The following is a 16,876-nucleotide window of genomic DNA, read 5'->3' as shown; positions in this document are numbered from 1 at the left end:
CATGACCACTGCGACGGGATCACCGGCCGACTGGTACTTCGAGGACTTCGCCGCCGGGCAGGTCTTCCGCACCCAGGGCCGCACCATCACCGAGGCCGACCTCGTGGGTTTCGCCGGGTGGAGCTGGGACACCAACCCGGTGCACACCGACGCCGTGCACACGGCGGACGGACGCTTCGGCCGGCCCATCGCCCACGGCGTGCTCGGCCTGTCGGTCGCCATGGGCCTGGCCTCCCGCCTGGGCATCTAGTGGATCCGGTGGGTGGCCGTCTGCACGAAGCGGCTGGTGCTCTCGGCGGTGAGCTCGGCGCTCTGCTCGACGGTGAGTTGTGCGCTCATGGGGGATGCCTCCTGGGCAGTGGTGGAACTGGTGTGTGCGTGACGCTAGCCACGCGCGTGCGCGCGCCCCAGAGGAGGTTCCGGCGCCCGGAACCCACTGGGCCGCCGTGAGCCCACGCACGACGAAGGGGGTGGATCCCGGTCGAGCCGGGACACACCCCCTTCGTCGTGGTCGCGGACCTAGGCGGTCACGGCAGGCGCGGCGTCCGTGTTCTCCGTGCCCCCCTCGATCTCGCGGTGGTCGTGGTCGTAGAGCGACTCCTTGCTCGTCTCCCGCATGAGGACGACGGAGACGACGGCCACGGCCGCGAGGACGCGAGCATGATCGACAGACCGATGCTCCCGTAGCCCGCGAGGATCGGGGCCGCGAGGATCGGCGGGAGCGCACCGGCGACGACGCTGCCGATGTTGAAGGAGACGCCCGTGCCCGTGCTGCGGTACGCGGTACGGAAGGTCTCCGGGAGGAAGACCGTCGTCGACGCGTTGGACAGACCGACGACGAAGAGGGTGACGGTCAGCGCGGTGCCGATGATGACCGGCTTGCCCGTGTCGACCATCGGGAAGAGGACGAAGGCCCACACCACGGCGGCACCGTTGCCGGCGAGGAGGATGGCGCGGCGCCCGACCTTGTCCGACATCCGTGCGCCGATCACCTGGCCGAGGATGCAGCCGGCGATCGCGATGAACTGGATGGTCAGCATCGTGTTCTTGGGGATGCCGAGGACCTTGGTGCCGTAGTTCGTCAGGTAGACGGCCCCCATGTAGAAGAAGGACAGCCACATCAGCACCGACCCGGAGGCGAGGAAGACCTCCTTGCGCTGGTTGGCGAAGAGCTCACGGACCGGCGCCTTGGCCGCCTTGGCGTGCTCGGCCTGGGCCATCGCGTCCTTGAAGACCGGGGTGTCGGTCACCCCGAGCCGGACCCACATGCCGACCGCGACGAGGATCGCGCTCAGCAGGAAGGGGATGCGCCAGCCCCACGAGGCGAAGGCGGCCTCGGAGATGCTCAGGCCGATGACGAGGAAGGTCAGCGTCGCGAGGAGCAGGCCGAAGGTCGTGCCCAGCGTCTGCGCGAGGGAGTACAGACCACGCTTGCCGGGTGGGGCGTGCTCGACGACGAAGAGGGCGGCGCTGCTCCACTCACCGCCGACGGCCAGGCCCTGGAGGAAACGCAGGACGATGAGGAGGATGGGCGCGGCCAGGCCGATCGTGTTGCCCGAGGGCAGCAGGCCGATGAGCACGGTGGCCGCACCCATGAGGAGCATCGTCGTGATGAGCGTGGCCTTGCGACCGACGCGGTCGCCCATCTGGCCGAAGACCAGGCCGCCGACCGGGCGCGCCAGGAAGGCGACGCCGAAGGTCGCGAAGGACGCGGCCGTGCCGGCTGCCGTCCCGAGGGCTGGGAAGAAGAGCTTCGGGAAGACGAGCGCGGCGGCCGTCCCGTAGATGAAGAAGTCGAAGTACTCGATCGTCGTGCCCATGAAGCCGGCAGCGACGACGCGCTTGAGCCCCTGGGGCTCGGCCGTTGGAGCGGTGGTTGCGGACATGCAGGGTGCCTCTCGCCGGCATGGGGCCCCGTTGCCCCATGTCTTGAGGGCCGAACGTACGGAGGCGATGCGGACCGACCAAGCACGAGTTCCGTCCCGTGGAAAACGCCGGTCCGGTGCCTCCGTGGTGAGGCGTCACACCTCCAGCACCCGCGCGATCGGCACGCCCGCGCGGTAGCTCAGGTGCAGGTGGTTGGGCGCGTCGAGCACCGCCAGGTCGGCGCGCGTGCCGACCTCGATGCGGCCGATGTCCTCCCGGTGCAGCGCCCGCGCCCCCCCGCGCGTGGCGGCGACGAGCGCCTCGCTCGGGGTCAAGCCCATCTCCCGCACCGCGAGCGCGATGACGAAGGGGATCGAGCTCGAGTAGCAGGTGCCCGGGTTGCAGTCGCTGGCGAGCGCGACCGAGACCCCGGCGTCGAGCAACGCCCGCGCGTCCGGGTAGGGCGAACGGGTGGAGAACTCGACGCCGGGCAGCAGGGTCGCGGTCGTGGTCCCGGCCGAGCCGACGAGGGCGTCGACGTCGGCGTCCGAGAGGTAGGTGCAGTGGTCGACGCTCGCGGCGCCGAGCTCGCAGGCGAGCTGCACGCCCGGCCCGTGGCCGAGCTGGTTGCCGTGGACGCGCAGCCCGAGCCCGGCGTCACGCCCCGCCTCGAGGACGACCCGCGACTCCTCGCCCGTGAAGGCGTGCGGCGAGTGGGGCTCGCAGAAGACGTCGACCCAGCGCGCGTGCGGCGCGCAGGCCGCGAGCATCTCCCCCGTCACGAGCTCGAGGTAGCCGGCCCGGTCCTCGCGCATCTCGGCGGGCACCACGTGGGCGCCGAGGTAGGTCACCTCGTCGGTGACCTCCGCGGCCAGCCGCAGGGCCCGTTCCTCGTCGGCGACGGTCAGCCCGTAGCCGGACTTCACCTCGACGGTGCTCGTCCCCTGGGCGCGCATCTCGGCCACGCGGGCCGCGAGCGCCGCCCGCAGGACCTCGTCGCCGGCCGCGCGGGTCGCCGCGACCGAGACGCCGATGCCGCCTCCGTCGTAGGCCTCCCCGGCCATCCGGGCGGCGAACTCCGCGGACCGGTCCCCCGCGAAGACCAGGTGCGCGTGGCTGTCGACGAACCCCGGTGTGACGCACCGCCCCTCGACGTCGATGACGGTGTCCGCCGCGGGTGCCGACGACGCCGGACCGAGCCACGCGATGCGGCCCTCCTCGACGACGAGGGCGTGGTCGGCGCGGGGGCCGGCGCCCCCTTCGCCGCTCCCGTCGCAGGTGACGAGCTCGCCGATGCCGGTGACGAGGGTGGACATGTGCTCAGCCCTTCTGCCGTGCGGTCCGACCGGTGATGACGCGGTGGACGAGCCGGGCGGCGACCCGGGCCGTGCGCGCGTCGACGTCGTACCGCGGGTTGAGCTCGGTGACGTCGAGGTGCACGAGCTTGCCGCTCGCGACGACCGCGTCGCACACGCGCTGGATGACGAAGGGGGGGACCCCCAGTGCCGCAGGCGCGCTCACGCCCGGGGCGACCGCCGCGGGCAGCACGTCCAGGTCGATCGACAGGTGCACCTCGTCGACACCGGCGAGGAAGCGCCGAACGTACGCGAGCGGCCCGGCCTCCGTCTGGCAGTGGTCGTCGAGCACCCAGGACGCACCGATCGCGTGGGCGGTGTCGAAGAGCGCGCTCGTGTTGCTCGTCCGGCTGATGCCGACGACGCCGTAGTGCACGTCGAGGCCGGCGGCCTGCCGCTCGCGTGCCATCTGCAGGAAGGGCGTCCCCGACGTGGGTCGGTCGGCCTCCCGCAGGTCGAAGTGCGCGTCGAGGTTGAGCACCCCGAGCCGGGGCCGCAGCCCCAGTCCCAGGTGGCTGCCGTACGCCGTCTCGTGCCCGCCGCCGAGGACGACGGTGAGCGGCGCGCCTTCCCGGGCGGTGGCGACGGCCCGGCCGAGGCGGGCGTGCCCCCCTTCGAGGTCGTCGTCGGTCACCTCGACGTCACCGTGGTCCGCGACGACGAGGTCGTCGTGCACGGCGAGCGAGGCGAGCGCCTGCCGCAGTGCGGTCGGCCCCTCCGCGGCACCGACCCGGCCGCCGTTGCGCGCCACCCCCGCGTCGCTCGCGAAGCCGACGAGCGCGACGTCCGCACGGGCACCCGGCTCGACGACCGCGTTCCAGAAGCGACGGTGCTGCGGCCCCTCGCCGTCGCTCCGGCCCTCCCACGCGAAGGGGGCCATCAGCCCGTGGTCTCCGCGTCGCGGATCGTCGGCGCCATCGGCACCCGCACGCCGCGCTCGGCCGCGACCGCCGCCGCCCGCGCGTAGCCGGCGTCGACGTGCCGCAGGACGCCCATGCCGGGGTCGTTGGTGAGCAGGCGCTCGAGCTTCTGCGCGGCCAGCTCGGTGCCGTCGGCGACGCCCACCTGGCCGGCGTGGATCGAGCGCCCGATCCCGACGCCCCCGCCGTGGTGGATCGAGACCCAGGTCGCGCCGGACGAGGCTGCGGTGAGCGCGTTGAGCAGCGGCCAGTCGGCGATCGCGTCGGAGCCGTCGAGCATCGACTCGGTCTCGCGGTAGGGCGAGGCGACGGAGCCTGAGTCGAGGTGGTCACGACCGATGACGATGGGCGCCTTGACCTTGCCGTCGCGGACGAGCTCGTTGAAGAGCAGGCCGGCCCTGTGGCGCTCGCCGTAGCCGAGCCAGCAGATGCGGGCGGGCAGGCCCTCGAACTCGACGAACTCGGCCGCAGCGTCGAGCCACCGGTGCAGGTGCTCGTTGTCCGGGAAGAGCTCCTTGAGTGCGGCGTCGGTGACGGCGATGTCCTCCGGGTCCCCTGACAGCGCCACCCAGCGGAAGGGGCCGAGGCCCTCGCAGAAGAGCGGCCGGACGTACGCCGGGACGAACCCCGGGAACTCGAAGGCCCGCGCGTACCCCGCCTGCCGGGCCTCGTCGCGGATGCTGTTGCCGTAGTCGAAGACCTCGGCCCCCTCGTCCTGGAGCTCGACCATCGCCTGCACCTGCCGGGCCATCGACTCCCGCGCCTTCTTCGTGAATCCCTCGGGGTCGGCCGCGGCCTCGCGCTGCCACTCCTCCAACGACACCTCCGAAGGAAGGTAGCTCAGGGGGTCGTGCGCGCTCGTCTGGTCCGTGACGACGTCGATCGTCAGGTCACCGGCACGGTGCCGGGCGAGCAGCTCGGGGAAGACGTCCGCGGCGTTGCCGACGATGCCGATGGACACCGCGCGACGCTCCCCCTTCGCCTGGGTGGCGCGGGCGATCGCGTCGTCCACGGAGTCGGCGATCTCGTGGAGGTAGCGCTTGGCGACGCGACGCTCGAGGCGGGTGCTGTCGACGTCGACGACGAGCGCGACACCGCCGTTGAGGGTCACGGCGAGGGGCTGCGCGCCGCCCATGCCGCCGCAGCCGCCGGTGAGCGTGATCGTGCCCGCGAGGGTGCCGTCGAACCGCTTGCGGGCCACGGCCGCGAAGGTCTCGTAGGTGCCCTGCAGGATCCCCTGGGTCGCGATGTAGATCCACGAGCCGGCCGTCATCTGGCCGTACATCATCAGGCCCTCCGCCTCGAGCCTGCGGAACTGCGGCCACGTCGCCCAGTCGCCGACGAGGTTGGAGTTGGCGAGGAGCACGCGCGGCGCCCACGGGTGGGTGCGCAGCACACCGACCGGCTTGCCGGACTGCACGAGGAGGGTCTCGTCGTCGGCGAGGTCGGTGAGCGTCTCGACGATCGCGTCGAAGGCCCCCCACGACCGCGCGGCACGGCCGGTGCCGCCGTAGACGACGAGGTCGTCGGGCCGCTCGGCGACCTCGGGGTCGAGGTTGTTCATCAGCATGCGCAGCGGCGCCTCGGTCTGCCAGCTGCGGGCGGTGAGCTCGGTGCCGCGGGCGGCACGCACGGGACGGGCTCCGTCCATGGTGATCACTCCTTCGTGAGGAGCACGCTCCCTGAGGAGGTTGCGGAGCAACCGTCTCGAAGGGGTCGTGCTGGGATGGACTAGCTGAGTGGGCCGGTCGCGGACTGAGCGGCGGCGAGGACGGACCCGTCGACGACGGCCGCGTGGGCGGCCGCCAGGTCCGGTGAGGTGAAGCGGTCGGGTCCGGGGGTGACCCGGCCGTGCGCGGCGAGGGCCTCGATGACGGCGCCCGACGCCGGACCGGGGCGAAGGGGGGCCCGCAACGCGATCCCCCGCGCCGCGGTGTGCAGCTCGACGGCCACGACCCGCGCGAGCGCGTCGACCGAGCGACGCAGCTTGCGCGCCGCGCCCCAGCCCATCGACACGTGGTCCTCCTGCATCGCGCTGCTCGGGATCGAGTCGACGCTCGCGGGGGCGGCGAGGCGCTTCATCTCCGAGACCATGCCCGCCGCCGTGTACTGGGCGATCATCAGCCCGGAGTCGGTGCCGGGGTCGTCCGCGAGGAAGGGCGGGAGGCCGTGGTTGCGCGCGACGTCGAGGAAGCGGTCGGTACGTCGCTCGCTCATGCTCGCGACGTCCGCGGCGACGATCGCGAGGAAGTCGAGGACGTAGGCGATCGGCGCCCCGTGGAAGTTGCCGTTGGACTCGACCCGGCCGTCGAGCGTGACGACCGGGTTGTCGATGGCCGAGGCGAGCTCGTACCCGGCAACCGTCGCGGCGTGCTCGACGGTGTCGCGGGCACCGCCGTGGACCTGCGGTGCGCAGCGCAGGGAGTAGGCGTCCTGGACGCGGGTGCACGCCGTCGGGTCGCGATGGCTGTCGCGGATCGGGCTGTCCCGCAGCACTGCTCGCAGGTTGGCCGCGGAGAGCGCTTGGCCCGGCTGGGGGCGCAGGGCGTGCAGGTCGGCGGCGAAGACGTCGTCGGTGCCGAGGAGGCCCTCGATGCTCATCCCGGCGGCGATGTCGGCCGTGGTGAGCAGCCGACGCAGGTCGTGGACGGCGAGGCAGAGCATGCCGAGCATGCCGTCGGTGCCGTTGATGAGGGCGAGGCCCTCCTTCTCGTGGAGCTCGACCGGGGTCAGTCCCGCGGCGGCCAGCGCGTCGGCGGCGGGGAGGTGCTCACCGTCCGCGACGACCTCCCCTTCGCCCATGAGGACGAGGGCGCAGTGGCTGAGCGGCGAGAGGTCACCGGAGCAGCCGAGCGAGCCGTACTCGTGGACCACGGGCGTGATCCGCTGCTGGATGAGTGCGAGGTAGAGGCGCAGGGTCTCCTCGCGGATGCCGGTACGGCCGGTCGCGAGGGTCTGCACGCGCAGGAGCATGAGCGCGCGGACGACCTCCGCCTCGACCTCCGAGCCGGCCCCGGCGGCGTGGCTGCGCACGAGCGAGCGCTGCAGCTGCGTGCGCTTCTCGTGCGGGATGTGGGTCGTGGCGAGCGCACCGAACCCCGTGGAGACGCCGTAGTGCGCCTCGGTGTCCTGCGCCAGGCCCTCGATGACCGTGCGGGCGGCGCGCACGCGCTCCCAGGCGGCGTCGCTGATGGTGACCGGCGCGCCGTGCCGGGCGACGGCGACGACCTCGTCGATGGTGAGGGGCCGGTCGCCGAGGACGACGGCGCTGGTGTCGGTGCTCATGCGTCCATGCAACTCCTCCCCGCCCCTGCCCGGGCACCGACCAGACCGGATAGTGTCTCGGATACGAGACAGGAGCCTCATGCCCAATGCCTCCGCCGCAGGCCATGCCCTGCGTGCCCTGACCCACCTGGCCAGTCGCGCCGAGCCGATCCCGGCGGCCCACCTCGCCCGGGCCCTCGGCCTGCCGCGCAGCAGCACCTACCACCTGCTCAGCGTGCTCGTGGAGCACGGCTACGTCGTCCACTACGAGGAGGAGCGCACCTACGGCATCGGTGCTGCCGTCCACGAGCTCGGCGCCGGCTACCAGCGCCAGGACCCGCTCCAGCGCCTCGCCCGCCCGCTCGTCGAGCGCCTCGTCGACTCCACGACGCACAACGCCCACCTCGCGGTGCTCTCGGGGCGCGACGTCCTCTACGTCATCGAGGAACGTGCGGCGGGACGCCCTTCGCTCGTCACGGACGTGGGCGTGCGCCTGCCCGCGACGGTGACCGCCAGCGGTCTGGCGATGCTCGCGGCGCTGCCGCGGCGCCAGGTGACCGCGCTGTACCCGTCGGCCACGGTCATGGTGAGCGAGGGCCCCTTGACCCCGTCGGCGTTGCGACGCGAGCTCGTCGACGTGCGGGCACGGGGCTTCGCGGTGGAGGTCGGCTCCGTCTCCCCCGGGCTCTCGTCCGTCGCCGCGGCGGTCCTCGACCGCGACGGCCACCCGGTCGCCGCGGTGGCGCTCACCTACCGCAGCGACGAGGTGGACGAAGGGGGTGCCGCCGGCCTCGCCGCGAGCGCCCGGGAGACGGCCGGCCGGATCAGCGCCCGCCTCTGACCCCACGCTGCGCCCCCCTGTGCCAGAGTGCGACGGGACGTCGTCGAAGAAGGGCTGGCCGGTCATGCGCATCGTCGTGGGCGCCCCGGGCCAAGCACCGCGCCGGACGTGCAGCCCTCGCCGGAGCTGATCGACGGGGCCCTGGCCAGTGCGGGGACTACCGCGTCGTGGACGGGTCGCCGCTCGCCGTGGGTGCCGCGTCAGTGCAGCTGGCCGGCGTCGCCGAGCGCGCCGGCGTCGTGCTTCATCTGGTCGCTCATGCCCGCGGCCTTGAGGTCGCGACGCAGCTCCTTGGGCAGGGCGAAGAGGAGCGACTCCTCGGCGGCGACGATCGGCTGCGGCTCGCCGTAACCACGCGCCGCGAGGAAGTCGAGGACCCCGCGCACGAGGATCTCGGGGACGGACGCACCGGAGGTGACGCCGACGGTGCGCACCCCCTCGAGCCAGGCCTCGTCGATCTCCTCGGCGTAGTCGACGAGGTGCCCGTCGCGCGAGCCGTGCTCGATCGCGACCTCGACGAGACGCACCGAGTTGGAGGAGTTGCGCGAGCCGACGACGATCATCAGGTCGCAGTCCTTGGCCATCTGCTTCACGGCGAGCTGGCGGTTCTGCGTCGCGTAGCAGATGTCGTCGCTCGGCGGGTCCTGCAGCTGGGGGAACTTCTCCCGCAGCCTCCGCACGGTCTCCATCGTCTCGTCGACGGACAGGGTGGTCTGGGAGAGCCAGACGACCTTGTCGGGGTCGCGGACCTCGACGTTGGCGACGTCGTCGGGGCCCTCGACGAGCGTGATGTGCTCGGGCGCCTCCCCGGAGGTGCCGACGACCTCCTCGTGGCCCTCGTGACCGATGAGGAGGATGTCGAAGTCGTCGTCGGCGAAGCGCACGGCCTCGCGGTGGACCTTGGTCACGAGCGGGCAGGTCGCGTCGATCGTCTTGAGGCTGAGCGCCTTGGCCTCCTCGTGGACGACCGGGGCGACACCGTGCGCGGAGAAGACGACGGTCGCGCCCTCGGGGACCTCGTCGGTCTCCTCGACGAAGATCGCGCCGCGCTTCTCCAGCGTGGTGACGACGTGCTTGTTGTGGACGATCTCCTTGCGGACGAATACCGGCGGCCCGTAGAGCTCGAGGGCCTTCTCGACGGTGACGACGGCGCGGTCGACGCCGGCGCAGTACCCACGGGGGGCCGCGAGCAGGACGCGCTTGGCGTCCTGCGGGGCCGCGCCGGCGATGGGCTGGGTCGCACTGGTGGTCATGGGCCCCATCGTAGGTGAGGGCCCTGAGCGGGCCCTGACCGTAGGGCCCCGGGACCGAGCGCCGTCGTCGGGGGCCTCGTACGCTGGCCCCGTGAGCGCACCCCTGCCGGACAAGGCCGCCGACACCACGGCCGATCAACCCTGGCCGGTGCGCCTGCTCAGCATGAAGATCGCCGAGTACGTCGATCGCATGTCGGTCACCTGGGTCGAGGGGCAGGTCGTCCAGCTGACCCGCCGGCCCGGCGCGCGCACCGCGTGGCTGACCCTGCGTGACCCCGACGTCGACATGTCCCTGTCGTGCATGGTCCGCACGACGGCCCTGGATGCCATGCCCACGCCGCTCGGCGAGGGGGCACGCGTCGTCGTCCAGGCCAAGCCGAGCTACTGGACCCAGCGCGGCTCCCTGTCGATGGACGTGCGCCAGATCCGTCCGGTCGGCGTCGGTGAGCTGCTCGCCCGCATCGAGTACCTCAAGCAGCACCTGCGCTCGGAGGGGCTCTTCGACGCCTCCCGCAAGCGGTCCCTCCCCTTCCTGCCCCGCCGCGTCGGGCTCGTCTGCGGGCGCGCGAGCGCCGCCGAGCGCGACGTCGTGGAGAACGCCCGTCGCCGCTGGCCGGGCCTCCCCTTCGCCGTCAAGCAGGTCGCGGTGCAGGGACCCACCGCGGTGACCGAGGTCGTGGCGGCGATCGCCGAGCTCGACGCCATGGACGACGTCGACGTCATCATCGTCACCCGCGGCGGCGGGTCGGTCGAGGACCTGCTGCCCTTCAGCAACGAGACGATGGTGCGGGCCGTCGCCGAGGCGCGCACCCCCGTCGTGAGCGCGATCGGGCACGATGTCGACAGCCCGCTGCTCGACCTCGTCGCCGACGTGCGTGCCTCCACCCCGACCGATGCCGCCAAGCTCGTGTGCCCCGACGCCGCCGCCGAGCGCGCCGGGGTCCTCGACGCCCGGGGTCGCGCCCGGGCGGCCCTGGCCGGCCTGGTCGAGCGGGAGCGCCGCGGCCTGGTGCACCTCACGAGCCGGCCGGTGCTCACCGACCGGACGGCCTTCGTCCGCGGCCAGCGCGAGGTCGTCGAGTCGCTGCGGCGGCGCGCCCACGGCCGGGTCGAGGCGCGCCTGCACCGCGAGCGCGACCGCATCGTCCACCTGCGCGCCCAGGCCCGGGTGCTCTCCCCCGCGTCCACCCTCGAGCGCGGGTACGCGATCGTCCAACGGCCCGAAGGGGAGGTCATCACCTCACGCGAGCCCCTCGCCGTCGACGAGCTGCTGCGCGTGACGGTGGCGGACGGCGACTTCGCCGTGCGGGTCACCGGATCCTGACCGCCCTTCGTCGCCGGAAAGTTACTTGCGGGTACGACGTGCACTACAGGAGCAGAAGCGCGCACGAACCCCGAGATCTCGGGATTCGGCCACCGCAGATCCCGCCAGCATGTCGTCGTACCCGCGGGTCACGAGCCGGGACCGACGTCGGATGCCACGCATAGGGTGGTGTCCATGGCCATCGATCCGCAGCAGACCGAGCAGGAGCAGACCGACGTCGCCGACCTCAGCTACGAGGAGGCGCGGCAGGAGCTGGTCGAGCTCGTCGCCCGGCTCGAAGGGGGTCAGGCCGGCCTCGAGGAGTCGATGCGGCTGTGGCAGCGCGGCGAGGCGCTGGCCGCGCACTGCGAGGCGTGGCTCGACAAGGCCGAGGCGAGCCTGTCGCCGGACGCGGCCGCTCCCCCTTCGTCGGCCACCACGCCCGCACCGACCGACGACTGACCGCTCGCCTGCATTGCCCTAGGGGAATGCAGGTTCAGGTCCGCATTGCCCTAGGGGAATGCAGGTCCTCAGCTGCTCGCGGAGGGTGTGGGGTTGGTGACCTTCGCGGGCTCCAGGTGATCGGCGAAGAGCTCGAGCTGCTCCCAGCTCCCGGTCCCGGTCACGAGCGTGGTCAGCTCGCCCTTGTCCTCGGGGACGTGGACGAGGCTGCGCTGGATCTTGCCCTCACGGTCCCGCTTGACCCAGCTGGTCCCGTCCTTGGTCTCGAGCACACCGACGCGGGCGCCGTTGTTGGTCTGGGTGTCGACCCAGGCCTTGCCGGGGTCGAGGGCCTGCTGCACCGACACGTACTCGCCGTCGGGCGTGGTGTAACCCGCGTTCCAGACCATGACCCCGTCCTTGGAGCGGACGTAGCGCACGTTCGTGGCGACCCAGCCGTCCGGCAGGCCCTTCGCGTGGGCGAAGGGCTGCCCGGCCTGCTGCGCGCGGTACTGCGCGGTACCGGCGACGTCGACGGACTCGGGCGTGCGGTTGTTGGCCCGGCCGGTCATGAAGAACAGGGCCAGGGTGATCGCGACGATGACGGCCATCGAGCGCACCATGTTGGCGGTCGTGCCCTTGGCGTAGTGGCTGGCGCCACGCGCGGGCACCCCCTGCTGCGCGGCCAGCTCGGTCGGGGTCAGATCGCGCTGCGGCGCGTCGGCGGGGGCGGTCTCGGCGGGCTCGCCGGGGGTCGAACTCATGGATGACATGGTCGCACGCGCGCATGGGAGCGGCAGATAGGCTCGGAGGCGACGAGCACCACGCCACCCGAGGAGAACGATGAGCGAGTCCAAGCCCACCCAGAGCGCCGCGGTGATGCACCCCGACCGCAACCTCGCGATGGAGCTCGTGCGCGTCACCGAGGCCGCCGCCCTCGCCGGCGGGCGGTGGGTCGGTCGTGGTGACAAGAACACCGCCGACGGCGCCGCCGTCGACGCCATGCGCGAGATGATCTCGAGCATCCAGATGGACGGCACCGTGATCATCGGCGAAGGCGAGAAGGACGAGGCCCCGATGCTCTACAACGGCGAGAAGGTCGGCGACGGCACCGGCCCCGCCTGTGACGTCGCGGTCGACCCGATCGACGGCACGACCCTCACCGCGAAGGGGATGACCAACGCGGTCTCCGTCATGGCCGTCGCCGACCGCGGGACCATGTACGACCCGAGCGCCGTGTTCTACATGGACAAGCTCGTCACCGGTCCCGACGCCGCCGACACCGTCGACATCCGCCTGCCCGTCGCGGAGAACATCCGTCGCATCGCCAAGGCCAAGCGCACCCAGCCCGAGGACGTCACGGTCGTCATGCTCGACCGTCCCCGTCACGCCGAGCTGGCCGAGCAGGTCCGGGCTGCCGGGGCGCGTATCCGCTTCATCTCCGACGGTGACGTCGCCGGCGCGATCATGGCCGCGCGCCCCGACACCGGCATCGACCTGCTCCTCGGTGTCGGCGGCACCCCCGAGGGGATCATCACCGCCTGCGCGATCAAGTGCCTCGGCGGCGTCATCCAGGGCAAGTTGTGGCCCCGCGACGACGAGGAGCAGCAGCACGCGATCGACGAGGGCCACGACCTCGACCGGGTCCTCACGACCGACGACCTCGTGCAGACCGACAACTGCTACTTCGTCGCCACCGGCATCACCGACGGCGAGCTGCTCCGTGGGGTGCGCTACCGCGCCGGCGGCGCGACGACCCACTCCCTCGTCATGCGCAGCAAGTCCGGGACGACCCGCCTCGTCGAGGCCCACCACAACCTGACCAAGGTGCAGCGGCTCTCCCCCGCGCTCACCTCCTAGCCGTGCCCAGCCTCCGCCGCACTCCCGCCCCGGCCCCCACCCTCGTCGTCGGCGAGTCGCTCGTCGACGTCGTCGTCGGCGCGGACGGGAGTCGGGACGAGCACGTCGGAGGCAGTCCGCTCAACGTCGCGGTGGGGCTGGCCCGGTTGGACCACCGGGTCAGCCTGGCGACGTGCTTCGGCCGGGACGCCCGCGGCGCGACGATCGGTGCCCACCTCGCCGATGCCGACGTCCACCTCCTGCCCGGCAGCGACAGCGCCGAGGAGACCTCGGTCGCGACCGCGACGATCGACATCACCGGCGCCGCCACCTACGACTTCGACCTCACCTGGCGGATGCCGCAGCTGCCACAGGTCACCGGGCACCTGCACACCGGCTCGATCGGCGCGCTGCTCGGTCGCGGCGGCGTCGACGTGCTCGCTGCCATGTCGGGCGCGGCACGCACCACCACCGTCTCCTACGACCCCAACGTGCGCCCCGCGCTCCTGCCCGATCGCGAGGTCGCGCTCGCGGAGATCGAGCGCCGCGTCGCCGTGAGCGATGTCGTCAAGGTGAGCGACGAGGACCTCGAGTGGCTCGCCGGCGGCCCGCTCGACGGCGACGCCGTCGCCGACCGGCTCCGCGCCTGGCGGGCGCTCGGACCCACCCTCGCCGTCGCCACCCTGGGGGCGAAGGGGGCCATGGTCATCCTCCCTTCGGGTCGCCGCGTGGACCTGCCGGGTCGTCAGGTGGTGGTCGCCGACACCGTGGGTGCCGGGGACTCCTTCATGGCCGGGCTGGTCTCCGGGCTCCTCGACGCCGGCCTGCTCGGTGGCGCGGACGCGCGCAGGCGCCTGCGCAAGGCGCGCGGTTCCGTCGTGGTGCCCGCGGTGCAGCGCGGCATCGACGCGTCGGCGCTCACCGTGCAGCGCCCGGGAGCACAGCCGCCCACCCGCGCCGACCTCGCCCGGTGAGCGACTGGGGACGCCGGGCCGGGGAGCTCAGCGACGAGGCGATCGCCGCGGGCGAGCCCACGGCGTGGTTCGAACGGCTCTACGCCGAGGCGAGCTCCGGCGCGATCGGCATGCCGTGGTCACGCACCGCCCCCCACCCCGAGCTGGCTCGTCGGGCGGCCACGCGCGGACCGACCCTCGACGGGCGCGCCGTCGTCGTGGGCTGCGGGCTCGCGGCCGACGTCGCCTTCCTGGCTGCTCAGGGCTGGACGACCACCGGGTTCGACCTGTCCCCCTCGGCCATCGCCGAGGCGCGGCGCCGGCACCCCGCGCTCGACCTGCACGTCGCCGACCTCACCGACCTGCCGCGGGAGTGGGCCGGGGCCTTCGACCTCGTCGTCGAGATCTTCACCCTCCAGGCCGTTGAGGCCCGCGTGCGTCCGACCCTGGCCACTGGTGTGCGCAGCCTCCTCGCGCCCGGCGGGCGGCTCCTCGCGATCCAGTACCGGCACGACGGGAGCGAGTCCCCGCAGGACGGACCGCCCTTCGCGCAGACCCGCGACGCGATGCTCGCCCTCGGCCAGGGACTGCGCCTGGTCTCCCTCGACGAGGTCCCCGGCCCGCTGTGGGTCGCCGAGTACACCCGGGACGGCGACGCCCCCGACCGCTGATGCGGCCGGGGGCGGTCGGGTGTCCCGTCAGGCGGTGGGCTGCGCCTCGCGTGCCTTGGCCCGCTCGAGCGCGCGGGTGCGGTCCTCCTCCGACTGCCGGGCGAGGTCCGCTGCCCGCTCCTCGTCGCGGGTGAGGCAGTCCCCCGACTCCGGGTCGAAGACGTGCATGAGGGCCGGGTCGAAGACGAAGTGCCCGTCGTCGCCCTCACGCACCCGCGAGCGCGGGTCGAGGTTGATGACCATCTGGGTGCGCATGCCCTCGCCGTCGAGCTCCTTGTCCAGCTCGTCGAGCTTGGCCTTGACGTCACCCTCGACCGAGAAGGGCACGTAGGCGTACTGCTCGTTGCCCAGCCACTCCGTCTGGTCGACGGGCGCATCGAAGTGCACGCCCTGGCTCGGGACGTCGCCCAGGTCGGAGTCCTTGATGTGCTCGGGTCGGATGCCGACGATGAGCAGGCCCGTGCCGCCGGCCCGCTCGCGCACGGCCGCCGGCAACGGCACCCGGCAGAAGGGCAGGACGAGCTCGTCGCCCTCGATCTCCGCGGGCAGGAAGTTCATCGGCGGGGTGCCGATGAAGCCCGCGACGAAGAGGTTGACCGGCTGGTCGTAGAGCTCGCGAGGGCTAGCGCACTGCTGCAGGACGCCCTTCTTGAGCACTGCGACCCGGTCACCGAGGGTCAGGGCCTCGGTCTGGTCGTGGGTGACGTAGATCGTCGTGACACCGAGACGCCGCTGCATGCGTGCGATCTCGGTGCGCATCTGCCCGCGCAGCTTGGCGTCGAGGTTGGACAGCGGCTCGTCGAAGAGGAAGCCGTCCGCGTCACGCACGATCGCCCGCCCCATCGCGACTCGTTGCCGCTGGCCGCCGGAGAGGTTGGCCGGCTTGCGCTCGAGGTGCTCGTCGAGCTCGAGCATGGCGCTCGCGGCGGTGACCTTCTGCCGGACCTCCTCCTCGCTGTGCGCCCCCTTCGCCAGACGAAGGGGGAAGGCGATGTTCTCGAACACGCTCAGGTGCGGGTAGAGCGCGTAGTTCTGGAAGACCATCGACAGGTTGCGGTCCTTCGGGGACTTGTCGTTGACCCGCTCGCCGTCGATGAGCAGGTCGCCGCTCGTGATGTCCTCGAGCCCGACGACCATGCGCAGCAGCGTCGACTTCCCGCACCCGGACGGGCCGACGAAGATCATGAACTCGCCGTCCTTGATGTCCAGGCTCACGTCGTTGACCGCCGGGAAGCCGTCGCCGTACTTCTTGACGAGGTTGTTGAGGGTGATCTCAGCCATGGGATTCTCTCCAGTTCTTGAAGGCGGGGGTCAGCCCTTGACGGCGCCCGAGGTCAGGCCGGCGACGATCCGGCGCTGGAAGATCAGCACGAGGATGACGACGGGGATGGTGACGACGACGGAGGCCGCCATGATGGCGCCCGTCGGCTGCTCGAACTGGCTGGCCCCGGTGAAGAAGGCCAGCGCGGCGGGGACCGTGCGGGCCTGGTCGGAGGTCAGCGAGATCGCGAAGACGAAGTCGTTCCACGCGGTGAAGAAGGTGATGATCGCCGTGGTGAAGACGCCGGGTGCGGCGAGCGGGATGATCACCTTGCGGAAGGCCTGCCAGCTGCTCGCGCCGTCGACCTGGGCGGCCTGCTCCATCTCCCACGGGATCTGCGTGAAGAAGGCCGACATCGTCCAGATCGACAGCGGCAGGGTGAGTGCGAGGTAGGGGATGATCAGGCCCGGGATCGTGTCGAAGAGCCCGACCCGCCGCCACACGTCGAACAGGGGCGTGACCATCGCGACGACGGGGAAGAAGCTGACCGCGAGCGCGGTCGTGAGGATCATCTTCTTGCCCTTGAACTCCAGCCGCGAGATCGCGTACGCGCAGAACATCGCGAGCACGACCGAGATGAGGGTCGCGAGCAGGCAGACGATGAGCGAGTTGCGCAACGCCGGCATGAAGAGGTCGCTCGCTCCCCCGGTGAAGATCAGCCGGTAGTTGTCGAGCGTCGGGTCCTTCGGCCAGAAGTTGCCGAGATAGCTCGACTCCGGGTCCGCGAGGGTGTCGGCACTCTTGAGCGAGAGCGAGAGCATCCACAGCAGCGGCAGCGCGGTCCAGATCATGATCGGCACGGCGAGGGCGGTCCACAGTCCCGACCCCTTGATCGGCTCCTTGGCCATG

16 protein-coding genes are annotated in these 16,876 nt (G+C 72.2%); 7 read left to right on the top strand and 9 right to left on the bottom strand.

What is annotated here, in order from left to right:
* Position 1 precedes the first annotated feature (1 nt).
* Positions 2–250 (top strand): MaoC/PaaZ C-terminal domain-containing protein, encoded by a 249-nt coding sequence (locus ABC138_RS06510; protein WP_218005585.1) that lies wholly within the window; start codon positions 2–4, stop codon positions 248–250.
* A 277-nt stretch (positions 251–527) separates the two neighbouring features.
* Here ABC138_RS06510 and ABC138_RS06505 read toward each other — a convergent pair whose 3' ends face one another.
* The 5 genes from ABC138_RS06505 to hutH all read right to left on the bottom strand — a co-directional run bounded on the left by ABC138_RS06505 (position 528) and on the right by hutH (position 7,426).
* Positions 528–1,886 (bottom strand): MFS transporter, encoded by a 1,359-nt coding sequence (locus tag ABC138_RS06505; RefSeq protein WP_345913074.1) that lies wholly within the window; start codon positions 1,884–1,886, stop codon positions 528–530.
* A gap of 135 nt (positions 1,887–2,021) precedes the next feature.
* Positions 2,022–3,182, bottom strand: coding sequence for an imidazolonepropionase (hutI, locus tag ABC138_RS06500; RefSeq protein ID WP_068325910.1), 1,161 nt, complete (start codon positions 3,180–3,182; stop codon positions 2,022–2,024).
* Between the two features lie 4 nt (positions 3,183–3,186).
* A complete protein-coding gene (gene hutG / locus ABC138_RS06495) occupies positions 3,187–4,101 on the bottom strand; it encodes a formimidoylglutamase (protein ID WP_345913073.1) in 915 nt (304 codons plus the stop codon).
* Positions 4,101–5,792: a urocanate hydratase gene (hutU, locus tag ABC138_RS06490; RefSeq protein WP_345913072.1), complete on the bottom strand. Its 1,692-nt coding sequence runs from the start codon at positions 5,790–5,792 to the stop codon at positions 4,101–4,103. Before hutU ends, hutG begins: the two co-directional genes overlap by 1 nt.
* Positions 5,793–5,872: 80 nt before the next feature.
* Entirely contained in the window at positions 5,873–7,426 is a 1,554-nt protein-coding gene (gene hutH, locus ABC138_RS06485; RefSeq protein ID WP_345913071.1) for a histidine ammonia-lyase, read from the bottom strand.
* 79 nt (positions 7,427–7,505) lie between these two features.
* Here hutH and ABC138_RS06480 point away from each other — a divergent pair, with 79 nt between their 5' ends.
* Complete coding sequence (locus ABC138_RS06480) at positions 7,506–8,246, top strand: IclR family transcriptional regulator (protein WP_068325931.1); 741 nt, start codon at positions 7,506–7,508, stop codon at positions 8,244–8,246.
* Positions 8,247–8,446: 200 nt separating this feature from the next.
* Here the strand turns inward: ABC138_RS06480 and ABC138_RS06475 are convergent, their stop codons facing one another.
* The gene (locus tag ABC138_RS06475) at positions 8,447–9,499 is read right to left on the bottom strand and encodes a 4-hydroxy-3-methylbut-2-enyl diphosphate reductase (protein WP_068325936.1); all 1,053 of its coding nucleotides are present in this window, start codon (positions 9,497–9,499) and stop codon (positions 8,447–8,449) included.
* Between the two features lie 91 nt (positions 9,500–9,590).
* Here ABC138_RS06475 and xseA point away from each other — a divergent pair, with 91 nt between their 5' ends.
* Together xseA and ABC138_RS06465 are read left to right on the top strand one after the other, a co-directional pair.
* Positions 9,591–10,823 (top strand): exodeoxyribonuclease VII large subunit, encoded by a 1,233-nt coding sequence (xseA, locus tag ABC138_RS06470; RefSeq protein ID WP_345913070.1) that lies wholly within the window; start codon positions 9,591–9,593, stop codon positions 10,821–10,823.
* Positions 10,824–10,997: 174 nt separating this feature from the next.
* Entirely contained in the window at positions 10,998–11,264 is a 267-nt protein-coding gene (locus ABC138_RS06465) for an exodeoxyribonuclease VII small subunit (protein WP_345913068.1), read from the top strand.
* A 68-nt stretch (positions 11,265–11,332) separates the two neighbouring features.
* Here ABC138_RS06465 and ABC138_RS06460 read toward each other — a convergent pair whose 3' ends face one another.
* Entirely contained in the window at positions 11,333–12,007 is a 675-nt protein-coding gene (locus ABC138_RS06460; protein ID WP_345913067.1) for a DUF4245 domain-containing protein, read from the bottom strand.
* Between the two features lie 79 nt (positions 12,008–12,086).
* Here ABC138_RS06460 and glpX point away from each other — a divergent pair, with 79 nt between their 5' ends.
* The 3 genes from glpX to ABC138_RS06445 are packed head-to-tail and all read left to right on the top strand — an operon-like array spanning position 12,087 to position 14,706.
* Entirely contained in the window at positions 12,087–13,103 is a 1,017-nt protein-coding gene (glpX, locus tag ABC138_RS06455) for a class II fructose-bisphosphatase (RefSeq protein WP_068325941.1), read from the top strand.
* Positions 13,104–13,105: 2 nt separating this feature from the next.
* The gene (locus ABC138_RS06450; protein WP_068425459.1) at positions 13,106–14,056 is read left to right on the top strand and encodes a PfkB family carbohydrate kinase; all 951 of its coding nucleotides are present in this window, start codon (positions 13,106–13,108) and stop codon (positions 14,054–14,056) included.
* Complete coding sequence (locus ABC138_RS06445) at positions 14,053–14,706, top strand: methyltransferase (protein ID WP_345913066.1); 654 nt, start codon at positions 14,053–14,055, stop codon at positions 14,704–14,706. The genes ABC138_RS06450 and ABC138_RS06445 overlap by 4 nt, the downstream gene beginning before the upstream one ends.
* Positions 14,707–14,733: 27 nt before the next feature.
* On the opposite strand, the gene ABC138_RS06440 is transcribed toward ABC138_RS06445, so the two are convergent.
* Complete coding sequence (locus ABC138_RS06440) at positions 14,734–15,987, bottom strand: ATP-binding cassette domain-containing protein (RefSeq protein WP_068325959.1); 1,254 nt, start codon at positions 15,985–15,987, stop codon at positions 14,734–14,736.
* Positions 15,988–16,017: 30 nt separating this feature from the next.
* Positions 16,018–16,875, bottom strand: a complete 858-nt coding sequence (locus ABC138_RS06435; protein ID WP_068325960.1) for a carbohydrate ABC transporter permease — start codon at positions 16,873–16,875, stop codon at positions 16,018–16,020.
* Position 16,876 lies beyond the last annotated feature (1 nt).

Source organism: Janibacter sp. LM (assembly GCF_039631275.1).
Taxonomy (GTDB): domain Bacteria; phylum Actinomycetota; class Actinomycetes; order Actinomycetales; family Dermatophilaceae; genus Janibacter; species Janibacter terrae.
The sequence above is the reverse complement of the archived record's forward strand: the minus strand, read 5'-3'. Positions and strand labels throughout refer to the sequence as shown.